The following is a 15,661-nucleotide window of genomic DNA, read 5'->3' as shown; positions in this document are numbered from 1 at the left end:
CCATTGGCCTACAACGTTAAATATGGCCTGTATCCATAGCCTAGCGGGCGGTGAGTATTTGAAAATGCTGGCTTGGGAAATACGCGGTACAACTATGCCCCACAGAGGCGGCGCGTATTTTAGCGGGGCCAGCCACGCTATGGGAAACCATATTTAGGAGTGCTACCCTCTTCGCCTATGATTTCCCTATCTCGGCTAAAGGTTATGGAATGCTCGTTACGTGGTGCCGTCAGACCCCCATGCCATTTGCCAGAAGCCGTAGCCGCCGGCGACACGGGCCTCTGCACCGAACTTGAATTCTCGGCGGTTGAATACCGCGTCGGAGTTCGCATCGGTTTGCTGTACGAATACAGGTTCCTTGCGTACTTGGTAGATGAACGGCCGGACCGCTTTCGTAGTGTCCAGCAGGAACCACGCGGTGTCGGAGATGAGGCGCGCGTCTTCAATCACTACAACGGAGCCACGATACGGATTGGGAGTGCCATCGTTGAGGCGATCATTTGTCACCAGAGCGCGGGCCACATCGCCAAGTGCCACGGGGACCAGTAACACGTTTGGCGTGATGCCGAGTGGGCGGCCCTCCTCGTCTTTAAATTGGCGCATCGCCATGCGCGCGGCGCCGAAGCTCGCCGCCGCTGCGGCTTGGGTGGCTACCGACAAGATTTTCGTACCTTTGTTGCTTACTGACGCCATCGACCCGTTGACCTGGCGTACTGGATGGTCGGTATCGATGAAATTTTGGCCGTCAAAGCATGGCGTGCTCATCGCACGATTCACTACTTCCATGATTATTTCATCGGGTAGTTGTTTGGCGGACTGGCCCGCCATCTGAGCTTGTGGGCCATAGAAGCCGAGGTTGTCGTCTTCCACGTCGTTGCGATCAACTGAGACCGTCGCTTCGAAGTCGTTGTTGACGATGCTGTATTTGTAGGCTTCCAGCGACTTAACGACCTTGTCGCCCATCCAGGGGTTGCTTCGATTTCTATGTGATTCACTACGTTAGCGATACGTGGCTGGTATAAGGCCGATTTCCTAGGTCAGTCCGATTTTCCCCATAAAATCAATAACTTCCTGACTACCCCTGAAAGATCGCCGTTTGGCCGTTTTTTTTTCGCAATCCCAGTAGCATATGATGCCATGAGGCAACTACCTGGAATGTATGGTTCCAAGCGGAACCGTTCGAATGCTTACATTGGCAGTCAGTGTTAGATTTCACATTGCAAGATCCTGTAACCCCATCACTCTCCTTCGATATTGAGGGCGAGGTAGGACAAGGGGTGGAAATGATACATTTAGTCCGGACTTGCTGTCCCCGGCATGTGGCGGCAGACTATTTGCCAGTTTTGGGCCGACCTGGCGCCGGCGCGGCGACAGACGTGCTCGTTTGCAAATAGCATGATGTGGTGGCCGGATGGGTTTTCTGGATATAGATGGTGAGGCGCGTGGCGAAGATCAAATGAAACTGCCTCCCGTGTTGTGTCGGGCGCACTTCGTGGCGTGATGTCCAGCGCATTAATGATAAAGTCCATCGGCTGATTGTGTACGAGCCAAAAACCGAACGGCAAAAATTTCAGTAAATGTCCATACACCGTCTTATCGCCCGTGGTTAACGCGATATTCATCCAGGACGCGTGCCTCAGGATCACCTGCTTTCTCGATAGGTATGGCCAGCAGTACAGGCGCCAATCCTCCGGGAACGAGTGATCAGAATGCAGGAAATACTGGCGTAAGGATTCCGAAGCTCCGATATCCTGACGCCAGTTCTGCGTATCGGCTACTGAATGTGCGGCAAGGATATGGCCGACGACGGATCTGGCCACCAGGTGCAGGGCAGCCTCCACCCTGACGATGCGGGGCAGCACAACATTCCTTGCAACGGCCTGCATACCGATGCGCATTTGATCGACGAAATGCTTAAGCTCCGGATCATAGCGCAGTCCTAGCAGCTCGTTATTGCACGTTGCGCATAAGGTCTGAAATTTTAGGCCGCCCTGAATGTATATAGTGTCGTGCTGCTGTTCCTTGCGCTGCGACTCCATCATGAGCCGACTCAGTACGGCGCTGGTGATCTGTACACATCCTTGTGGTGGCACGTGGTCGCGCGTAAGTTCCCCGAATTGACCACAGATGACACAAAATCCCTTGCCCTTCTTGCCGGAAAAACCAGCCCAACCGTTGATTCGTTTCGCGTACTCAGCCATAAACGTCCTGCGGGTACAAAAATGCCATTGTAACGCGGCCCGGCCGCTGGCCTCGGCGACGCTAGCCTTGCACCGACGTTGCCAACATCCGCACGCCCCGGTTTGAACGGATAATATAAGTTATCTTTGATTGTATTTTTTAATAATACCATTTTAAACTTACATAACGTTATTTTAACGTGTAAGCTTACTCCGACAACCGACTTTTTCGGAGCTTTCCATGCCACGCCCACCTATTGCCACCCCTGACAAAATCCGTTCCACCGTGCTCACCATGTTGGCTGAGGCCCATGACGTGGCACCGGCTACCAGCGAGCGCTTCCGGCGTATCGTCTCGGTGCGAAAGCTCATGGACCGCCTGGGTGGCGGCAATCCGGCCACAGTCGGGCGCGCGCTTAACGAGATCGAGTCGGAAATCGTGATCTCCGGCCTGGCCAACGCCGCGATACCGGACATCCCGACCGATATCGCCGTCCAGATGCGCGGGCTGTGGCAATCAGCCGTCTCCGCCCAGCTGGACGACGTCCTTAAACTCAAGGCCCAGGCCCGGCAATCGATTGATGAGGCCGATGCCTCGGTCAAGGATGCGCAGCTACGCAATGAGATGCTGCGCGAGGAGCTTGCGGCCCTGCGCGCGCAGCTGGCTAGCCGGGACGCGGAGCTGGCGCAAACCCGGGCGGAGCTGAGCACTGGCCACGCACAGTTCGCGGCACTGCAAGGAGTCTATGACGAAGTGCAAATTGAATTGCAGGCACTGAGGCAGCAAAGTGATACGACAGCGCGAGTACAGGCCAAGGAGCTGGCCTCCGCGCAGGAGCGCTATGAGGGACTGTCCAAGCAGTTGCTGCAGGAGACGGCCCACCAACGTCAATCCATTAAGCAGGATCAGGAGCGCATCTCCTCCCAGCTGAAGTTCGCGGAGCGACGGATTGCTGCGTTGGAAGACGGGCTCGCCCACGCACAGGCCGAAGCTGCCAGCGAGCATGGCAAATGCCTGACGGCCGTTAGCGAAGCGAACACCCTGAAGGCGATCAATTCGAGCCAGCGTATGCAGCTCGATGAACTGATCCGGGCGACCCTGGCGAAGGCGCCGGCACCGAAGCAGCGCGCGCCCTCGGCGCCGGCAGCAACCTCCAAGCGTGCGGCGCCACGCCGCAAACCGGCGAAATAGCCATGGAACGCTGGCTTGATCATGGTGTTGCTCCCGCCGCTTTGCTGCCGGAGAGGATCGAAGACGCCCTGGTGTACCTGACTCACGCCTTGGGGCATGACTGCTATGAGCGCTGGACAATCGCGCGACTAAAACAGACATTCCCATCACTGGCAGACGCCAAAAAAAGTAAGCCAAAGATTTTCCAGCTGCTCCTCGAGCATGACGAGGTAATCCAATGGTGGACCCAGGGCCGACTGCTTACCGCCTTGGCCTCAGATGCCCCCCAACCCAAGGCCGTTCTCGCAGGCTTACTGCATACGCATCGACGGCGCTTCAAGGTTAGCGCCTTGGTGGCGACGGTTGATGATCAGGTAGACGAAGCAAACCGATGGCTGTCGTTGATCGAATCACGTCGCACCGACACGTTGTTCACCTGGCTGGCTAGATCCGGACGTTTTGTGAACAAGGACGCCGCCTCGAACACAATCGATGCACCGGACGATGCGCGGGCGCTGATCTTGTTCTTGCGCGAGCGGGCGAGCCGATCGCGACATACATTGCGCGCGTATGCGACTGACCTGCGAAAGCTCATTAACTGGACGCGCGACCATGGGCTTGGGCCCTTGTCGGATCTGACCCGCAACGACCTCGTGGCCTATCGTGAGATGCTTGCCTTGCCCCGTGCGACGACTGGGGCGAGCGGCGAGCAAAAGATCAAGCGCGCAAGTGATAGTACCCAAGCACGCGCACTTGCGGTGATGGCCAGCGTCTATCAGTACTGGTTTGACACCGGCTATCTGGTCGCCAATCCCGCGTCGGGCCTGGTTTCAACGAACGCATCGCGCAATACGTTTTCATCCAGCCGCTTTTTGCCGCCGACCGTCCTGGCCGCTTGCGATCAATGGATGGTCGATACCAGCCAAGAGCAAGACATAGCGGTGCTGCGCCGCAGAGCGATCTGGACGGCCTACCGCTATTCTGGCGTGCGCCTGGCCGAGCTGGCTTGGGATGCTCTGCGAAACCTGCCGAGAGTCGAAGTCGACGATAATGGGGGATGGACGCTATATGTTCATGGCAAGGGGGAGAAAAAACGAGCCGTCCCGCTGCCGATGTCAGCGGTCGCACCGATCCGTTCCTATCGCGTGGCCCGCGGACTGAACCCCGACCCGAGTTCCTATGAAGTGCTGCCGTTTATTCACGGGTTCAAGGGCGGTGCCCTACAGGCTGGCGGGCTCTACGACGAAATCAAACTTATATTCAGGTCAATCGCTGAAACGCTGAAGGCTACCGACCCAGGCCGCACAGCGTTGTTAGAGGCGGCGTCCCCGCATTGGCTACGCCATGCATATGCAAAAGCGCTAGTGGTTGATCATCGTGTCCCGCTGCCGGTGGCTCAGTCCCTCCTTGGACATGCATCGATTCAGACCACGGCCGCCTATGCCAAGACCGACTTGACGCAACTGCGCGAATTTGTCGATCTCAGCTTTAAACAGGACGTGCCACGTTAGCTGGACGCTCACCTGCACCCACCTACAATTGATTTCTCTCGATCTCAAGGGAGTCGATTAGTAAATGTTGCTGGTCCGAAAATCCCGTAATCTCCAATTAGCCAACCAACAGCGACCTAATCTCGGCAGCGGGCAACCTCGCAATGACTCCCGCTACTACTTGCGCGGCTGCGGCGCAGCAAATTCGAGGCGGACAGCCTTCAGATATCCGTGTAGCTTGTACCCTTTGGTTGCTCCGGTCGCGGCCGCCGTGGAATAGTTTTGGTTCTTCACGGATTGCCGGGACAGCGCTTTCTTCCTCCTGAAGATAGAAGCCGCGTTTCCCGGTAATCCGTGAAGAACCTTTTAATTGTGTTACGCACCCGGTCTGTACGTCACGCCTGACAGCGGGGCGCGCTCAAGGCCGCGCCATCCCGGGGCGGAACGCGGCGACCCCGGTCAAGCTGCGCGCCTGGATGAGCGCCAGGATGCCCATCGTTCCGTCTGGAACCTGCAGCACGCGCACGTCGCGCCAGAGCTGTTCCAGGGCCAATTCCTCGCTGATGCCCATCGCGCCGTGCACTTGCATGGCCAGATGGACGGCCCGTTCGGCATGGTGCGTGGCGAAGCGCTTTGCCATCGCCGAGGTACCGTCGCCGCGCATGCCGCGATCGAGGCAATCGAGGGCGTACAGGCACATCAGGCGTGAACTGATGACGGCGGACTCGATCTCGGCCAGATCCTGCTGGACCAGTTGGCAGCTCGCCAGCGACTGCCCGAACTGCTGCCGCACGGTCGCGTACTCGCGCGCCATGTCGAACGCACGTTGCGCCATATTCACCGCCATCAGGCCGAGCAATGGGCGGTTGCCGTTGCCGCCAACCACGTAGTATTTGCCGGCGTCGCCTTCACCGTCCATGAGGTGGGACGGCGGCACCATGGTCCGCTCGAATACCAGCTCGCCAAGATGACCTTGCTTGAGGCCGGTCAGTTCGATGGCCCGGACCTCGATTTCGCTCTGGCTGCGATCGACCAGGGCACGGCGGATCCGGGGCCGGCCGCCACCATCAGCCTCAGCGGCGCACGATGCGACCACCACGTCGCACACCGAGGCGTTGGAGATCCACATTTTGCGCCCGGTGATGCGGGCGTGGCCATCGGCCATCTCCAGCCTGGTGCGCACGGCATTCGCATCGGAGCCCGCCGCCTCTTCGGAGTTGGCCGCGCACGCGATCTTGCGTCCCGCGATCAGATCGGGCAGATAGGCGTGCCTGACCTCCGCCGTGGCGCCTGCATGGATACGCATGATCGTGCCCTCGTGCGAGATCAGGGACAGCGCGATAACGGGCGGGAGCTGTTCGATCATGAGTCCATAGTCGATCATGCTTAGCCCGCCGCCACCGAGCTCAGTCGGCAGGCGCGCCGCGGTCAGGCCGAAATCGGCCAGCGCGCCATAGATCTCCAGCATGGCGGCCTTCGGCAACGGTGCGCTGGCCGCATGCTTGCGCAAGACTGGTTCAATACACTTGGCCGCCATTTTGCGCGCGGCGGTGGCCATCATTTCCTGCTCTGTTGTCAGTTGCAAGTCCACGTTTGCGTTTCCTTTTTTCCGCGTTGTCGCGGCCAGGTGAAGGCAAGCGGCCGATCCGGTGCGGACGGATCGGCCATTTGCATCAGGTCCGTTCAAGCATTGCTGGCCCGATGCTCAAAAACTCGCCGCCAGGCCGACCTGGCCCCAGCGCCCTGGCATGGTGTAGCCGGGGCGATAGGCATAGTCACGATCGAACAGGTTTTCGAGCGCCAGGAATACCTCTCCCTTCTTGCCCAACGCCGGCAGCGGATAGGCGATGCGCAGATTCGCCACCGCGAATCCGCTGACCTGTTCGCTGTTGACCGCGCCGGCGGCCCGGGCACGGTTCAAGGCCCACACTTGCGACTGGTACTGCGCATCGAAAGCGATGGAGAATGGCCCGACCTTGCCGTTGACGCCGACGGTGAGCGCGCGCTTCGGCGTGTAGGGCAAATGGTCGATACTTGGGTCGAGCAGGGTGAGGCCGCCGAACAGCGTCCAGTCGCTGGCTATCCCCTGCCGGATGGCCAGTTCCGCGCCCTTCATACGGTAAGCGCCGAGGTTCATGAATTGCGGCGGCGGAGGCACGTCCGGCGGGAAGCCGAATACGTAGCGGTTATTCACCTTGTCGTTAAAGAGACTGGCGTCAATCTGCGTGCTGTCGCCTGGCGACAGCTTGGCACCGATTTCCGCATGATCCAATTCCTCCGGAGATAACTGCTTCCAGCTCGTTCCAAGCGGCGGAATCAGCGATGCCAGCGTCGGCACCTCCAGGCCTGGGTAGTTGATGCCTCGGGACAGATTGGCGAATACGGTCAATTTGTCTGATACCAGCGACAAGCCGACATGCGGCGCCGATCTGGACTCGAACTCGCTGTGCTTGTAGAAGCGCACACCTGCCGAGGGCAGCAGCGACCAGTCGGCGTTGAGGACGACATTCTGGCTGGCCGACGCATACGGCGACGTGATCCTGAAGGTCGGCGCGTCGAACGATGCCTGCGGCGCGGGCGCGATGCGATTGAATTTCACGTCGCCCGAGATGCGGTCGTCATCGAGGCCGGCCATGACCGTGCCGCCCTGCCACGGCGAAAACTGCTCCTTCCAGCGCAGCCCGCTCATCCGGAAGTTGGACGGCGTATCGCCATCGAGCCCGGCCTGATGCAGCCAGTTGCCTTCCCCGCTGTCGCGGTAGACTTTGACTTCGCCGCGCCAGTCGCCATGCTGGTGCGACAGGTAGGCGGCGATCATGCTGGCGCGCGTGTTGTATTGCGCCGCGACCGTCGGCGCGGGCAGCCGGCTGTCGCCGGGATCGCTTGCCTTGTTGTCAACAGCCAGGAAACTCGCGCCGAGCGACCAGTTCTCGTCCAGCTTCCAGCCCAGACGTCCCATCGCGTTATTCAACTCGCCGTCGGCATGGGCGCGGTGGCCATCGGATTGGGCATGGCCTTGCGCCAACGCGAAATCGAGCTTGCCCGCGCGGCCCAGCAGGTCGGCCTGTTCGATGACCGTGCCGAACGCGCCAGCCGAGACGCGCGCACTGCCATGTACGCCATCCTCGGTCGCCCGCTTGGTTTCCAGATTGACCGAGGCGAAGTTGTTGCCGCTGACCTGAGGTTGTGGGCTCTTATAGACCGTGATCGTGCGCATGCCGTTCACGGGCAGCAGGTCGAGCAAGGGGTGGCTCCACAGCCCCATGTAGAATGGCACGCCGTCGATCTCGGTCTTGATTTCGCTGCCCGGGCGGCTGACGCCCATGCCACGGATGAAAATGGCGCCGCCCTGGTCACCCCCGAACGCGCCGACCGGGTTGTAGCGCGAGATCTGCACGCCCGGCGTGCGGCGCAGCGCGGACGCGAGGTCGACCGCGTTCTGGTCGCGCAGTTGACCTTCGGTGAGCACGGCGGTCGTGCTGGAGTAGGGATCGACTCTCACGTCTTCGATGATCGGATGTGCCGTGACGATCACGGTTGCGACGGTTGCAGTTTGCGCGCACGCGCCGCCGGCAAAGGCGAGCGAGACGGCGAGCGTAAGTGGATGGCGTTGTCGTTTCATGGCGTATGGTTCTCTGAGGCTTAGTGTTGCATTGAATGGTGGGAATGGTCGTGGTGTTCAGCCGCACGTGGGTCGTTGGCCGTGCCGTACAAGCCGAATCGCTTGACGCGCGCAGGGCTGAGCGATTGCTCGGCCTCGTTCAACCGGGCGACCAGCCGCTTGGCCGCGTCGGCGGGGATGCCGGCGTCCTGCAGCAGCTTGACGTCTTTGAAGCCGTCGCCGCCGCAGGCCACGATGGTCCAATCGCCTTGGTTACGTCGCAGCAGCGCACGTCCGCCTTTTTCGCCTTGCACCCAGTCGGCCAGCGCATGCTCGCCGACCACCACCACCGGTGCGGTTTCCACCTTGTGATCGGGGCGGTCATAGGTCTTGCCGATCAGGCTTTTGATCCGGGCCGCGTGCTCGGCGTCTTGCGCGGACGCCGCCGCCAGGCTACCCCCCATCAGCAGTGCGGCCATCAGGCAGTGCAATTTCATGCGTTTCATGGTGTTTCTCCTGTCGTTAAAAAATGAAGTTCAATCAATGCGTGACGCGGCGCCGGGCGCGCCAGCCAGCGTGGACAGCGCCTGCATCAGCAAGAAGCTGCTCCACGCCGCTTCGACCAGTTCGCGCTGGCCCGGCCTGGTCTGGTAACAGGCGCCCCAGAAAATGCCTGGCGGCGTGCCGCCCTCGGCATTGTGCGCACCGGTCAGATAGCGGCTGCGCACAACCGCGGCGATCTGGCGCTCGGCGCAGGCTTGCCATGGCGTTTCGGCCGCTTCGACCTTGGCCAGCAACTGCATCGCCAGGGCTGCGATCAGCGCAGCACTAGGATCGGCCAAGCCGGATGGCTGGTCCAGGCGGTCCGGCGGTATGCCACATGGACGCGAGCGCAACCAGTATTCGCAGGCCGCGCGCGCCTGTGCCCGGTAGGGTTCGCCCCAGCGCGCGGCGGCGGCCAGTCCGAACATGCCCCACGCCTGTCCGCGCGACCAGGCGCCGGCCTGGCCAATGGGGTGGCATGCAGGGCACGCGGGGCCCGCCTGATCCGCGTACAGCGCTTCCGCGTGAAACGCGCCATCCCCGTTCAGGCAGGCAGCGAGCACGGTATCGGTGTGCCGTCGCGCGATGTCATGGTGGGCCTGGTTGTCGCTGTGCGTCAGCAGCTCGATGAGCGGGCCGAGCGCATCGATGGCGATGTGCCGGCGGCCGTGGCTGCCGCCGCCGATCGCCGTGCCAGTGGGGATGCATTGCAGCGTACGATCGAAGGCACCGGCGAGCACGTCGGCGGCGGCCTGCGCGACGCGTCCCGCCGCCTCGTCGCCGCACCAGCGCGCGCCTAAGGCTGCGCCATACCAGAACAGCATCGCGCGATGAATGGAATCGGTGTCCATCTTCGCCGCCAGGCGCCGGCAAAGCAGCCGGGCTTTTTGACGGTCGGACTCCACGCGGCGCAGGTGCGCGCGCAGCCACCAGCAGGCGGCCCAGTAGCCTCCTACCCAGGAGCCGCCTTGTGACACCGTCCAGGCATTGTCCGTACCGGGCGAATATAGCGGAAAGCCCTCCGTGCACTGGGCCTCGATCCAGTCCATGCGTGCGCAGAGGTGGTCGAGCGTGGCCATGATCTCGGTGCGGCTCAGCACTGCGTCGCCAGTCAAATCCCGGGCCGTCATTGGGCTTGCTCCCGGCGCGCGCGCGCCAACGCGCCTGTCATCAGGCAGCCGGCCAGCAGCACCGCGATCGCGAAGCTCCACGCGCCGCTAAAGCCGTAGGCGGAATCGGCGATCACACCGTACAACGGCGGGCCGAACGCGAAGCCGCCGAAGAACGCCGCCGACAACCATGCCGAGGACGTGGCCGTTGGCCCGAAACCTGGATCGCGCAGCAGCATGCCCATCGCGATCGCGTTGGTGGCGACGGCCGTCAAGCCCATCCCGATCGCGCCCAGCCACAACTTCCAATGACTGGCGGCATCGGCCGTCATCGTCACGACGATGGCCAGCGCCGCCAGGATCAGCAAGGCCAGCAGCAGATGAGATTCGTCCTTGAACCTGGCCCCCAGCGGCGTCAGCACGATGCGGGACAGGATACCCATGGCGCCGAACATGGCGACCATCAATCCTGCCTGGGCGGCTCCCATGCCCTGCCTGGTGGCGAACATGGGCAGGAAGGTGACGAAGGCCGACAGGGCGATGCCCACCGCGGCTTGCACACCCATCAAGCGCCGCAGGGGCAGGTTCGGGCGTCTCCAGGCAGCACGCTTGGCGCCGGTCGCCGGAGGCGCCGGCGCCACCAGAGGCGCCATGCAACCGAGCGCGAACGCGAGCGGCACGATCAGGCCCAGCGCCGTGCGCCAGCCGAATTGGGTCGCCAGGCCCGGCAAGGCCAGGCCGGCGAACAGGGCGCCCAGCTGAACCCCGGCCTGCTTGAGCCCGACCACCAGGGCTTTCTGTTCTGGTGCGACGCGCTGCGCGATCAACAGGTTGGTGACTGGATTGGACAATGCCTGCGCCAGGCCGCAGATGGCGACGGCCGTCACCACGCCGCCGAAGCCGGGCAGCAAGATCATCAGCAGATAGGCCAGTGCGACCGAGAAGAACAGGATGCGTAAGCCGCGCCGCGCGCCGAGCCGTTCGACCAGCGGGCCGGCGCCCGGCGACATCAGAGCGGCCAGGCCGAAGGTGCTCATGGTCGCCAGCCCCAGCCAGCCCGGCGGGATCCGCAAGTCACGGACCAGGAACGGCCCCAGCGTGCCGATCGCATACAGGATCAGCATGGGCAGCGTCATCGCGAGCGTCAGCACCAGGCGTAGGCCGACGCTGGCCGGCCATGACAGGCGGGCCGGTTCGGTGGTGGCGTTCAATGCACCAGCTCCTGCGGACGCGCCGCATGCGCGGGCGGTGCCGAGACGCCCCGCCCCAGGAACGCCACTTCGACCGCGAGCAGCTTCTTGTCCACCTTGCCGGCCGGCGTCAGCGGCAGGCGCCGCAGGTAGCGCAGGTATTCGGGCAGCTTGTTGACTTCCAGCCCCTGGTCGCGCAGGTAGCCGGTCAGGTCGGCCAGCGCGGGCCGCTCGGCGCCGTCGCGCATGGTCAGGCACAGGCAGACGCGCTGGCCCAGATCCGTGTCCGGCACCGGCACGCAGGCGGCGCTCACCACATCCGGATAGGCGGTGACCAGGCTTTCGATCTGCACGGTGCTGATGTTCGCGCCTCCGCGTATGATGATGTCCTTCTTCCTGCCGGCCAGCACCAGGCGGCCATCGGCATCGATCAGGCCTAGATCGCCGGTGCTGACCCAGCCGTCGGCATCGCGATAACGGCGATCGAGATCGGCCGCGTTCACGTACTGCATGGGCGACATCGGCCCGCGCGCCGTGATCTCGCCCACCTCGCCCTGCGGTACTTCGTGACCAGCCTCGTCGACGATGCGGATGGCGCAGATGGTGGGATTGGGCCGGCCCACGCTCTTGAAGATCACGTCCGCATGCTCGTCCAGCGTGTTGTGGCAATTGACGCCGTCGGCCGAGCCATACAGGCTGATGAAGCCGCAGCCGAATGCGACCATGCAGCGTTGGATGCTGGCCTGGTCGATCACCGCGCCGCCAGACACCAGCGCGGCCAGGCTGGACTTGTCGAGTGCGGCCAGCGACGGCTCGGCGGCCATCCGTTGCAGCATGGTCGGCACGCCGAGGATATGCGTGGGCTTGAACGTGGCGATGGCGGCCACCGCCTGCGCCACGTCGAACTTCGGCAACAGCGCGATCGAACCACCGAGCCAGCACAGGACGCCGAAGGTGGCCGTGGCGCCGAAGGCGGAACCGAGCGGCACCAGGTACAGTCCCCGGAACGACGGCCCATCCGGGTGCAGCCGTTGCAGGAAGCGGCCGCGTCCACCCAACAAGGCGTTATGGGAATAGGCGACCAGCTTGGGCTCGGATTCGGTGCCGGAAGAGACGAGGAAGCGCACCGGAGCGTCCGGGCAGACGGACGGCAACGCCTCGTGCGGCATCGCTTCAGCCTGCAGCAATTGTTCGAAGCCATGCCAGCCGGGCCGGCTACCGCCGTCGACGATCAACAGCCGCAGCGACAGCACGGCCGGCCGCAGCGATTCGATCAGCGCACACATATCGAGGCCGCCGTATTCCGGCGACACGACGATGGCGCGGGCGTCGCAGCGCTTGAGCAGCGACTCGATGTCCAGGCGTCCGCGCCCCGGCGGAAACGGCGCTACCACGGCGCCCAGCGCGGCGGCGGCCAGATCGATCGCGCAGCAGTGCCAGGTGTTCGGCAACTGGTAGGCCACCACGTCGCCGGCTACGATGCCGTGCGCTTTCAGGCTCGTGGCCAGCCGCAGCGCCTGTTCCAGCAGTTCGCCATAGCTGATGCCGCCGCCAGGCGCGAGCACGGCGGCCTTGTCGGGGTGCCGCTCGGCCTGTTGACGGAACATCTGGTAGACGGTGCGGTTAGGGCACCAGCCGCGCCGTACCCATTCGCGGCGCAGTTCGGCGGGGACCAGGTCGATGATGCCGGCGTCATTCATTGAAACCTCCAGGGAGAATTGATACGGGTATACGCGTCGTCCGTGAAACAGGACGCCAGCCGGGGCTGGCCATGCAGTTCGGACAGGTCTTCCAGCGCGATGGCGGCGGCGACGCCGCACGGCTCCAACAGGGCCAACCATTGATGCGCCGTTTTCGCTTGCAGCGCCTGCGTCAGGTGGGCGTGTAGTCGCGCCGGTTCCAATGCGGCGTCCAAGCCGACGACGCGGGCCAGCACCGCCGCCGTTTGCGCGTCGGGGCAATCGATCGCGAGCCAGCCCTGTTGCGTTGGATAGATAGCCACCAGCACGCCGCTGGGGGACGGCGGCAGGTCGTTCGGATGGGATAGCGCGTCAAAGTCGTCGGCGCACAGCATGGTCGCCGCCCCCAGCAGTGACGATTCCATGCGGATGCCGCCCGCTTGCAGGGTGCGGCTCAGCAGTGCCGCCGCCACGCCTTGCGCAGCCACCGCTCCGCCGAGCACGTCCAACACAGTAAACAGCGAGCCGCCGCGCGTGCCGGATGCGCGCGCGATCCTGTGCGCGACACCGGAATAGGCTTGCACCATGAAATCGGTGCCGGGAAGGTTATGGCCGCCTGCCACACCCCAGCCGCCGGCGTAGGCGTAGACCAGGGCGGGATTGATGCGGCGCAGATCCATCGCATCGAGCCGCAGTTCGGCCGCCTTGCCGGGCGCCCAGTTATGCAGGAATACATCCGCTTGCCGCACCAGCGCGTGGATCTCGGCGCGGCCCTGCGCCGACTTGATGTCGATTTCGCGCACGCTCTTGAGCCGGTTGAGCGCGTCGAAGCGGGCGGAAACTCCTCCTGCCATTGGCGGCATGCCGCGCAAGGGATCGCCGCCCGGCGGTTCGATACGGACGACGGTAGCACCGAGCAGCGCAAGCAGATGTCCCGCCAGCGGCCCCTGGATGCGACGGCAGGATTCGACCACCGTCAAGCCGGATAAGGGCAGCGTGCCAGTGGACGGACTCAGCGCGCTATCCGGGGTGGCGTAGCGGGCCGCATCGTCTTCGCGCGTGAACGCCCATGGTCCTTGCCGCAACAGGGAACCCGCGTCGGGGTCACGGGAGCGTTCTTCCAGCGCACGTACCGGACAAATCGATACCCCGGTGCGCGCGCAAATCGTGGCGACCTGGGCATAGGGCAGCCGCGCCAGCGCGGCGCTCAATGCCGGCGGCAGCGGGGCGATCGCTTTGGCGTAGCGCAGCAGGAAGCCGTTCCAACCCTTGCCTACGCTGTCCATCTCGACGCCGATTTCAGACCAGAAGGCGCGCCATGGTTGCGCATCCAGCGTCTCCAGTTCGAACGTCACGCCGTCGGCGGAAACGAATGGCGGGCGATCCGCCGTCGACGCGCCGCCGGGCAGGATTTTTTCCGGCGCTTCCGGCGCGGTCGCGCCGGCGATGTATTGTCCGACGGCCAGCAGCGCCGCTGAAGCGAACGAGGTCGAGACCTGCGTGGCCGGCAAGCCGCGCCGCTGTCCAACGGCGGCAGCCAGCATGCCCTGCAGCGCCAGGGTGGCCGTCAGCATGGAGACGTAGTTCACGCCCAGCGGCTGCATCCGCCCGCTGGCGCGCCCGTGCACCGACATCAGTCCACATGCCGCTTGCACGGTGAATTCGGTGGCGATGCCGGGCTGGCCATCTGGCCAGCCGCCGATGTCGCATGCGATGGGCGGCGCACCCGGCGTATGGAGCGCCAGCGCAAGCGTTGGCCCGGTGGCCTGCAGCATCGCGGCCTCCGTCAGGGACATGCCGAGCGCCTGGCCCTGGTAGCGCAGCGAGGCCACGGCGGCGCTGAAGGCGGGGGCGCCAGTCTGGGGCAAACCGGCGAGGCTGCAGAGGCTGAGGGGCAGCGGAAGGCTCATCGCACATGCTCCACCACGGCCCGTGCCAGCGAGCGGCCCGAGCCGCCGGCGACCGCCGGCAGGATCGTGACCGTATCGTGCTCGCCCACGGGCGCATCCAGTTCGCCGGCGAAGCGGATGTCGTTATCGTTGACGTAGATGTTGACGAAGCGGTGCAGCTGTTCGCCCTGCATCAGCCGCTGCCGGATGCCGGGGTAGGCGCGTTCGAGATGCGCGATGAGGTCCCGGATGGTGGCGCCGCTGGCCTCGACCCGCTTTTGATCGTTGGTCAGCGGGCGTAACAGCGTGGGGATATGGACGATGATGGTCATGACAATTCCTTGATGAGGTTGTGCGAGGGGACGGCCTGCGCGGCGGGCGATGCGTAGCGTTCGACCGGTTTGATCGTCTCTTCGACCACGCGGCCGTCGACGATGCGAAAACTGCGCACGGGCCGCTCGCAGGCGGCGTCTGTGGAGACGATGACGTAATGCGCGTGTGGTTCGGCGGCGCATGCCACGTCGTCCCTGCTGGGATAGGCGGGTGACCCGGTATGCGAGTGATAGAGCACGAGCGGTTCTTCGCCGCGCGCGTCCATGTCTTTCCAGACCTGGAACTGTTCGGCCGCATCGAAGCGGAACGCCTCCGGCGATTGCGCCGCGTTGCGCATCGGGATCAGGCGCATGGGCTGGTTAGAGCCCGCTGCGCCGGCGATAACGCCGCAGGTTTCAAGCGGATGGTCCCGCCTGGCCTGGACCAGCATCGCGTCGACGAGGTCTGCAAGTATGATCAGCATGGGATGGTTCTCC

Annotated in this window: 13 protein-coding genes; 2 read left to right on the top strand and 11 right to left on the bottom strand. The window is 63.6% G+C overall.

All coding sequences use genetic code 11. The features are described 5' to 3' along the window. Nucleotides 1-216: 216 nt before the first annotated feature. Nucleotides 217-963 (bottom strand): Mu-like prophage major head subunit gpT family protein, encoded by a 747-nt coding sequence (locus H3H36_RS02550; RefSeq protein WP_182213619.1) that lies wholly within the window; start codon nt 961-963, stop codon nt 217-219. A 329-nt stretch (nt 964-1,292) separates the two neighbouring features. After that, nucleotides 1,293-2,201 carry a hypothetical protein gene (locus H3H36_RS02545; protein WP_182213616.1) on the bottom strand — a complete coding sequence of 303 codons (909 nt, stop codon included), beginning with the start codon at nt 2,199-2,201 and terminating at the stop codon, nt 1,293-1,295. Nucleotides 2,202-2,421: 220 nt separating this feature from the next. On the opposite strand from H3H36_RS02545, the gene H3H36_RS02540 reads away from it, so the two are divergent. Continuing rightward, on the top strand, nt 2,422-3,372 hold the full coding sequence (locus H3H36_RS02540; protein WP_182213614.1) for a DNA-binding protein: 951 nt from the start codon (nt 2,422-2,424) through the stop codon (nt 3,370-3,372). 2 nt (nt 3,373-3,374) lie between these two features. Beyond that, nucleotides 3,375-4,862 carry a tyrosine-type recombinase/integrase gene (locus H3H36_RS02535; protein ID WP_182213611.1) on the top strand — a complete coding sequence of 496 codons (1,488 nt, stop codon included), beginning with the start codon at nt 3,375-3,377 and terminating at the stop codon, nt 4,860-4,862. A gap of 397 nt (nt 4,863-5,259) precedes the next feature. On the opposite strand, the gene H3H36_RS02530 is transcribed toward H3H36_RS02535, so the two are convergent. From H3H36_RS02530 to H3H36_RS02490, 9 genes are all read right to left on the bottom strand, one after another. Further along, nucleotides 5,260-6,432, bottom strand: coding sequence for an acyl-CoA dehydrogenase family protein (locus H3H36_RS02530; protein ID WP_182213609.1), 1,173 nt, complete (start codon nt 6,430-6,432; stop codon nt 5,260-5,262). 114 nt (nt 6,433-6,546) lie between these two features. Continuing rightward, a complete protein-coding gene (locus H3H36_RS02525; RefSeq protein ID WP_182213606.1) occupies nt 6,547-8,463 on the bottom strand; it encodes a TonB-dependent receptor in 1,917 nt (638 codons plus the stop codon). Nucleotides 8,464-8,483: 20 nt separating this feature from the next. Continuing rightward, the gene (locus H3H36_RS02520; protein ID WP_182213604.1) at nt 8,484-8,948 is read right to left on the bottom strand and encodes a copper uptake system-associated protein; all 465 of its coding nucleotides are present in this window, start codon (nt 8,946-8,948) and stop codon (nt 8,484-8,486) included. A 30-nt stretch (nt 8,949-8,978) separates the two neighbouring features. Continuing rightward, nucleotides 8,979-10,115, bottom strand: coding sequence for a glucuronyl hydrolase (locus H3H36_RS02515; RefSeq protein WP_182213601.1), 1,137 nt, complete (start codon nt 10,113-10,115; stop codon nt 8,979-8,981). Further along, on the bottom strand, nt 10,112-11,305 hold the full coding sequence (locus H3H36_RS02510; RefSeq protein ID WP_229219666.1) for an MFS transporter: 1,194 nt from the start codon (nt 11,303-11,305) through the stop codon (nt 10,112-10,114). Before H3H36_RS02510 ends, H3H36_RS02515 begins: the two co-directional genes overlap by 4 nt. Beyond that, the gene (locus H3H36_RS02505; RefSeq protein ID WP_182213599.1) at nt 11,302-12,984 is read right to left on the bottom strand and encodes an AMP-binding protein; all 1,683 of its coding nucleotides are present in this window, start codon (nt 12,982-12,984) and stop codon (nt 11,302-11,304) included. The genes H3H36_RS02510 and H3H36_RS02505 overlap by 4 nt, the downstream gene beginning before the upstream one ends. Continuing rightward, the gene (locus H3H36_RS02500; RefSeq protein WP_182213597.1) at nt 12,981-14,873 is read right to left on the bottom strand and encodes a CoA transferase; all 1,893 of its coding nucleotides are present in this window, start codon (nt 14,871-14,873) and stop codon (nt 12,981-12,983) included. The genes H3H36_RS02505 and H3H36_RS02500 overlap by 4 nt, the downstream gene beginning before the upstream one ends. Beyond that, nucleotides 14,870-15,184: a MoaD/ThiS family protein gene (locus tag H3H36_RS02495; RefSeq protein WP_182213595.1), complete on the bottom strand. Its 315-nt coding sequence runs from the start codon at nt 15,182-15,184 to the stop codon at nt 14,870-14,872. The genes H3H36_RS02500 and H3H36_RS02495 overlap by 4 nt, the downstream gene beginning before the upstream one ends. Beyond that, a complete protein-coding gene (locus tag H3H36_RS02490; protein WP_182213593.1) occupies nt 15,181-15,648 on the bottom strand; it encodes a M67 family metallopeptidase in 468 nt (155 codons plus the stop codon). Before H3H36_RS02490 ends, H3H36_RS02495 begins: the two co-directional genes overlap by 4 nt. Nucleotides 15,649-15,661 lie beyond the last annotated feature (13 nt).

Source organism: Rugamonas fusca (genome assembly GCF_014042365.1).
Lineage (GTDB): Bacteria > Pseudomonadota > Gammaproteobacteria > Burkholderiales > Burkholderiaceae_D > Rugamonas > Rugamonas fusca.
This window is presented reverse-complemented; position numbering and strand designations above follow the sequence as displayed.

What these genes read in the sequence shown, in the direction of transcription:
- H3H36_RS02550 (WP_182213619.1), bottom strand. Translation starts at nt 963, where the DNA reads ATGGGCGACAAGGTCGTTAAGTCGCTGGAAGCCTACAAATACAGCATC.
- H3H36_RS02545 (WP_182213616.1), bottom strand. Translation starts at nt 2,201, where the DNA reads ATGGCTGAGTACGCGAAACGAATCAACGGTTGGGCTGGTTTTTCCGGC.
- H3H36_RS02540 (WP_182213614.1), top strand. Translation starts at nt 2,422, where the DNA reads ATGCCACGCCCACCTATTGCCACCCCTGACAAAATCCGTTCCACCGTG.
- H3H36_RS02535 (WP_182213611.1), top strand. Translation starts at nt 3,375, where the DNA reads ATGGAACGCTGGCTTGATCATGGTGTTGCTCCCGCCGCTTTGCTGCCG.
- H3H36_RS02525 (WP_182213606.1), bottom strand. Translation starts at nt 8,463, where the DNA reads ATGAAACGACAACGCCATCCACTTACGCTCGCCGTCTCGCTCGCCTTT.
- H3H36_RS02520 (WP_182213604.1), bottom strand. Translation starts at nt 8,948, where the DNA reads ATGAAACGCATGAAATTGCACTGCCTGATGGCCGCACTGCTGATGGGG.
- H3H36_RS02515 (WP_182213601.1), bottom strand. Translation starts at nt 10,115, where the DNA reads ATGACGGCCCGGGATTTGACTGGCGACGCAGTGCTGAGCCGCACCGAG.
- H3H36_RS02505 (WP_182213599.1), bottom strand. Translation starts at nt 12,984, where the DNA reads ATGAATGACGCCGGCATCATCGACCTGGTCCCCGCCGAACTGCGCCGC.
- H3H36_RS02500 (WP_182213597.1), bottom strand. Translation starts at nt 14,873, where the DNA reads ATGAGCCTTCCGCTGCCCCTCAGCCTCTGCAGCCTCGCCGGTTTGCCC.
- H3H36_RS02495 (WP_182213595.1), bottom strand. Translation starts at nt 15,184, where the DNA reads ATGACCATCATCGTCCATATCCCCACGCTGTTACGCCCGCTGACCAAC.
- H3H36_RS02490 (WP_182213593.1), bottom strand. Translation starts at nt 15,648, where the DNA reads ATGCTGATCATACTTGCAGACCTCGTCGACGCGATGCTGGTCCAGGCC.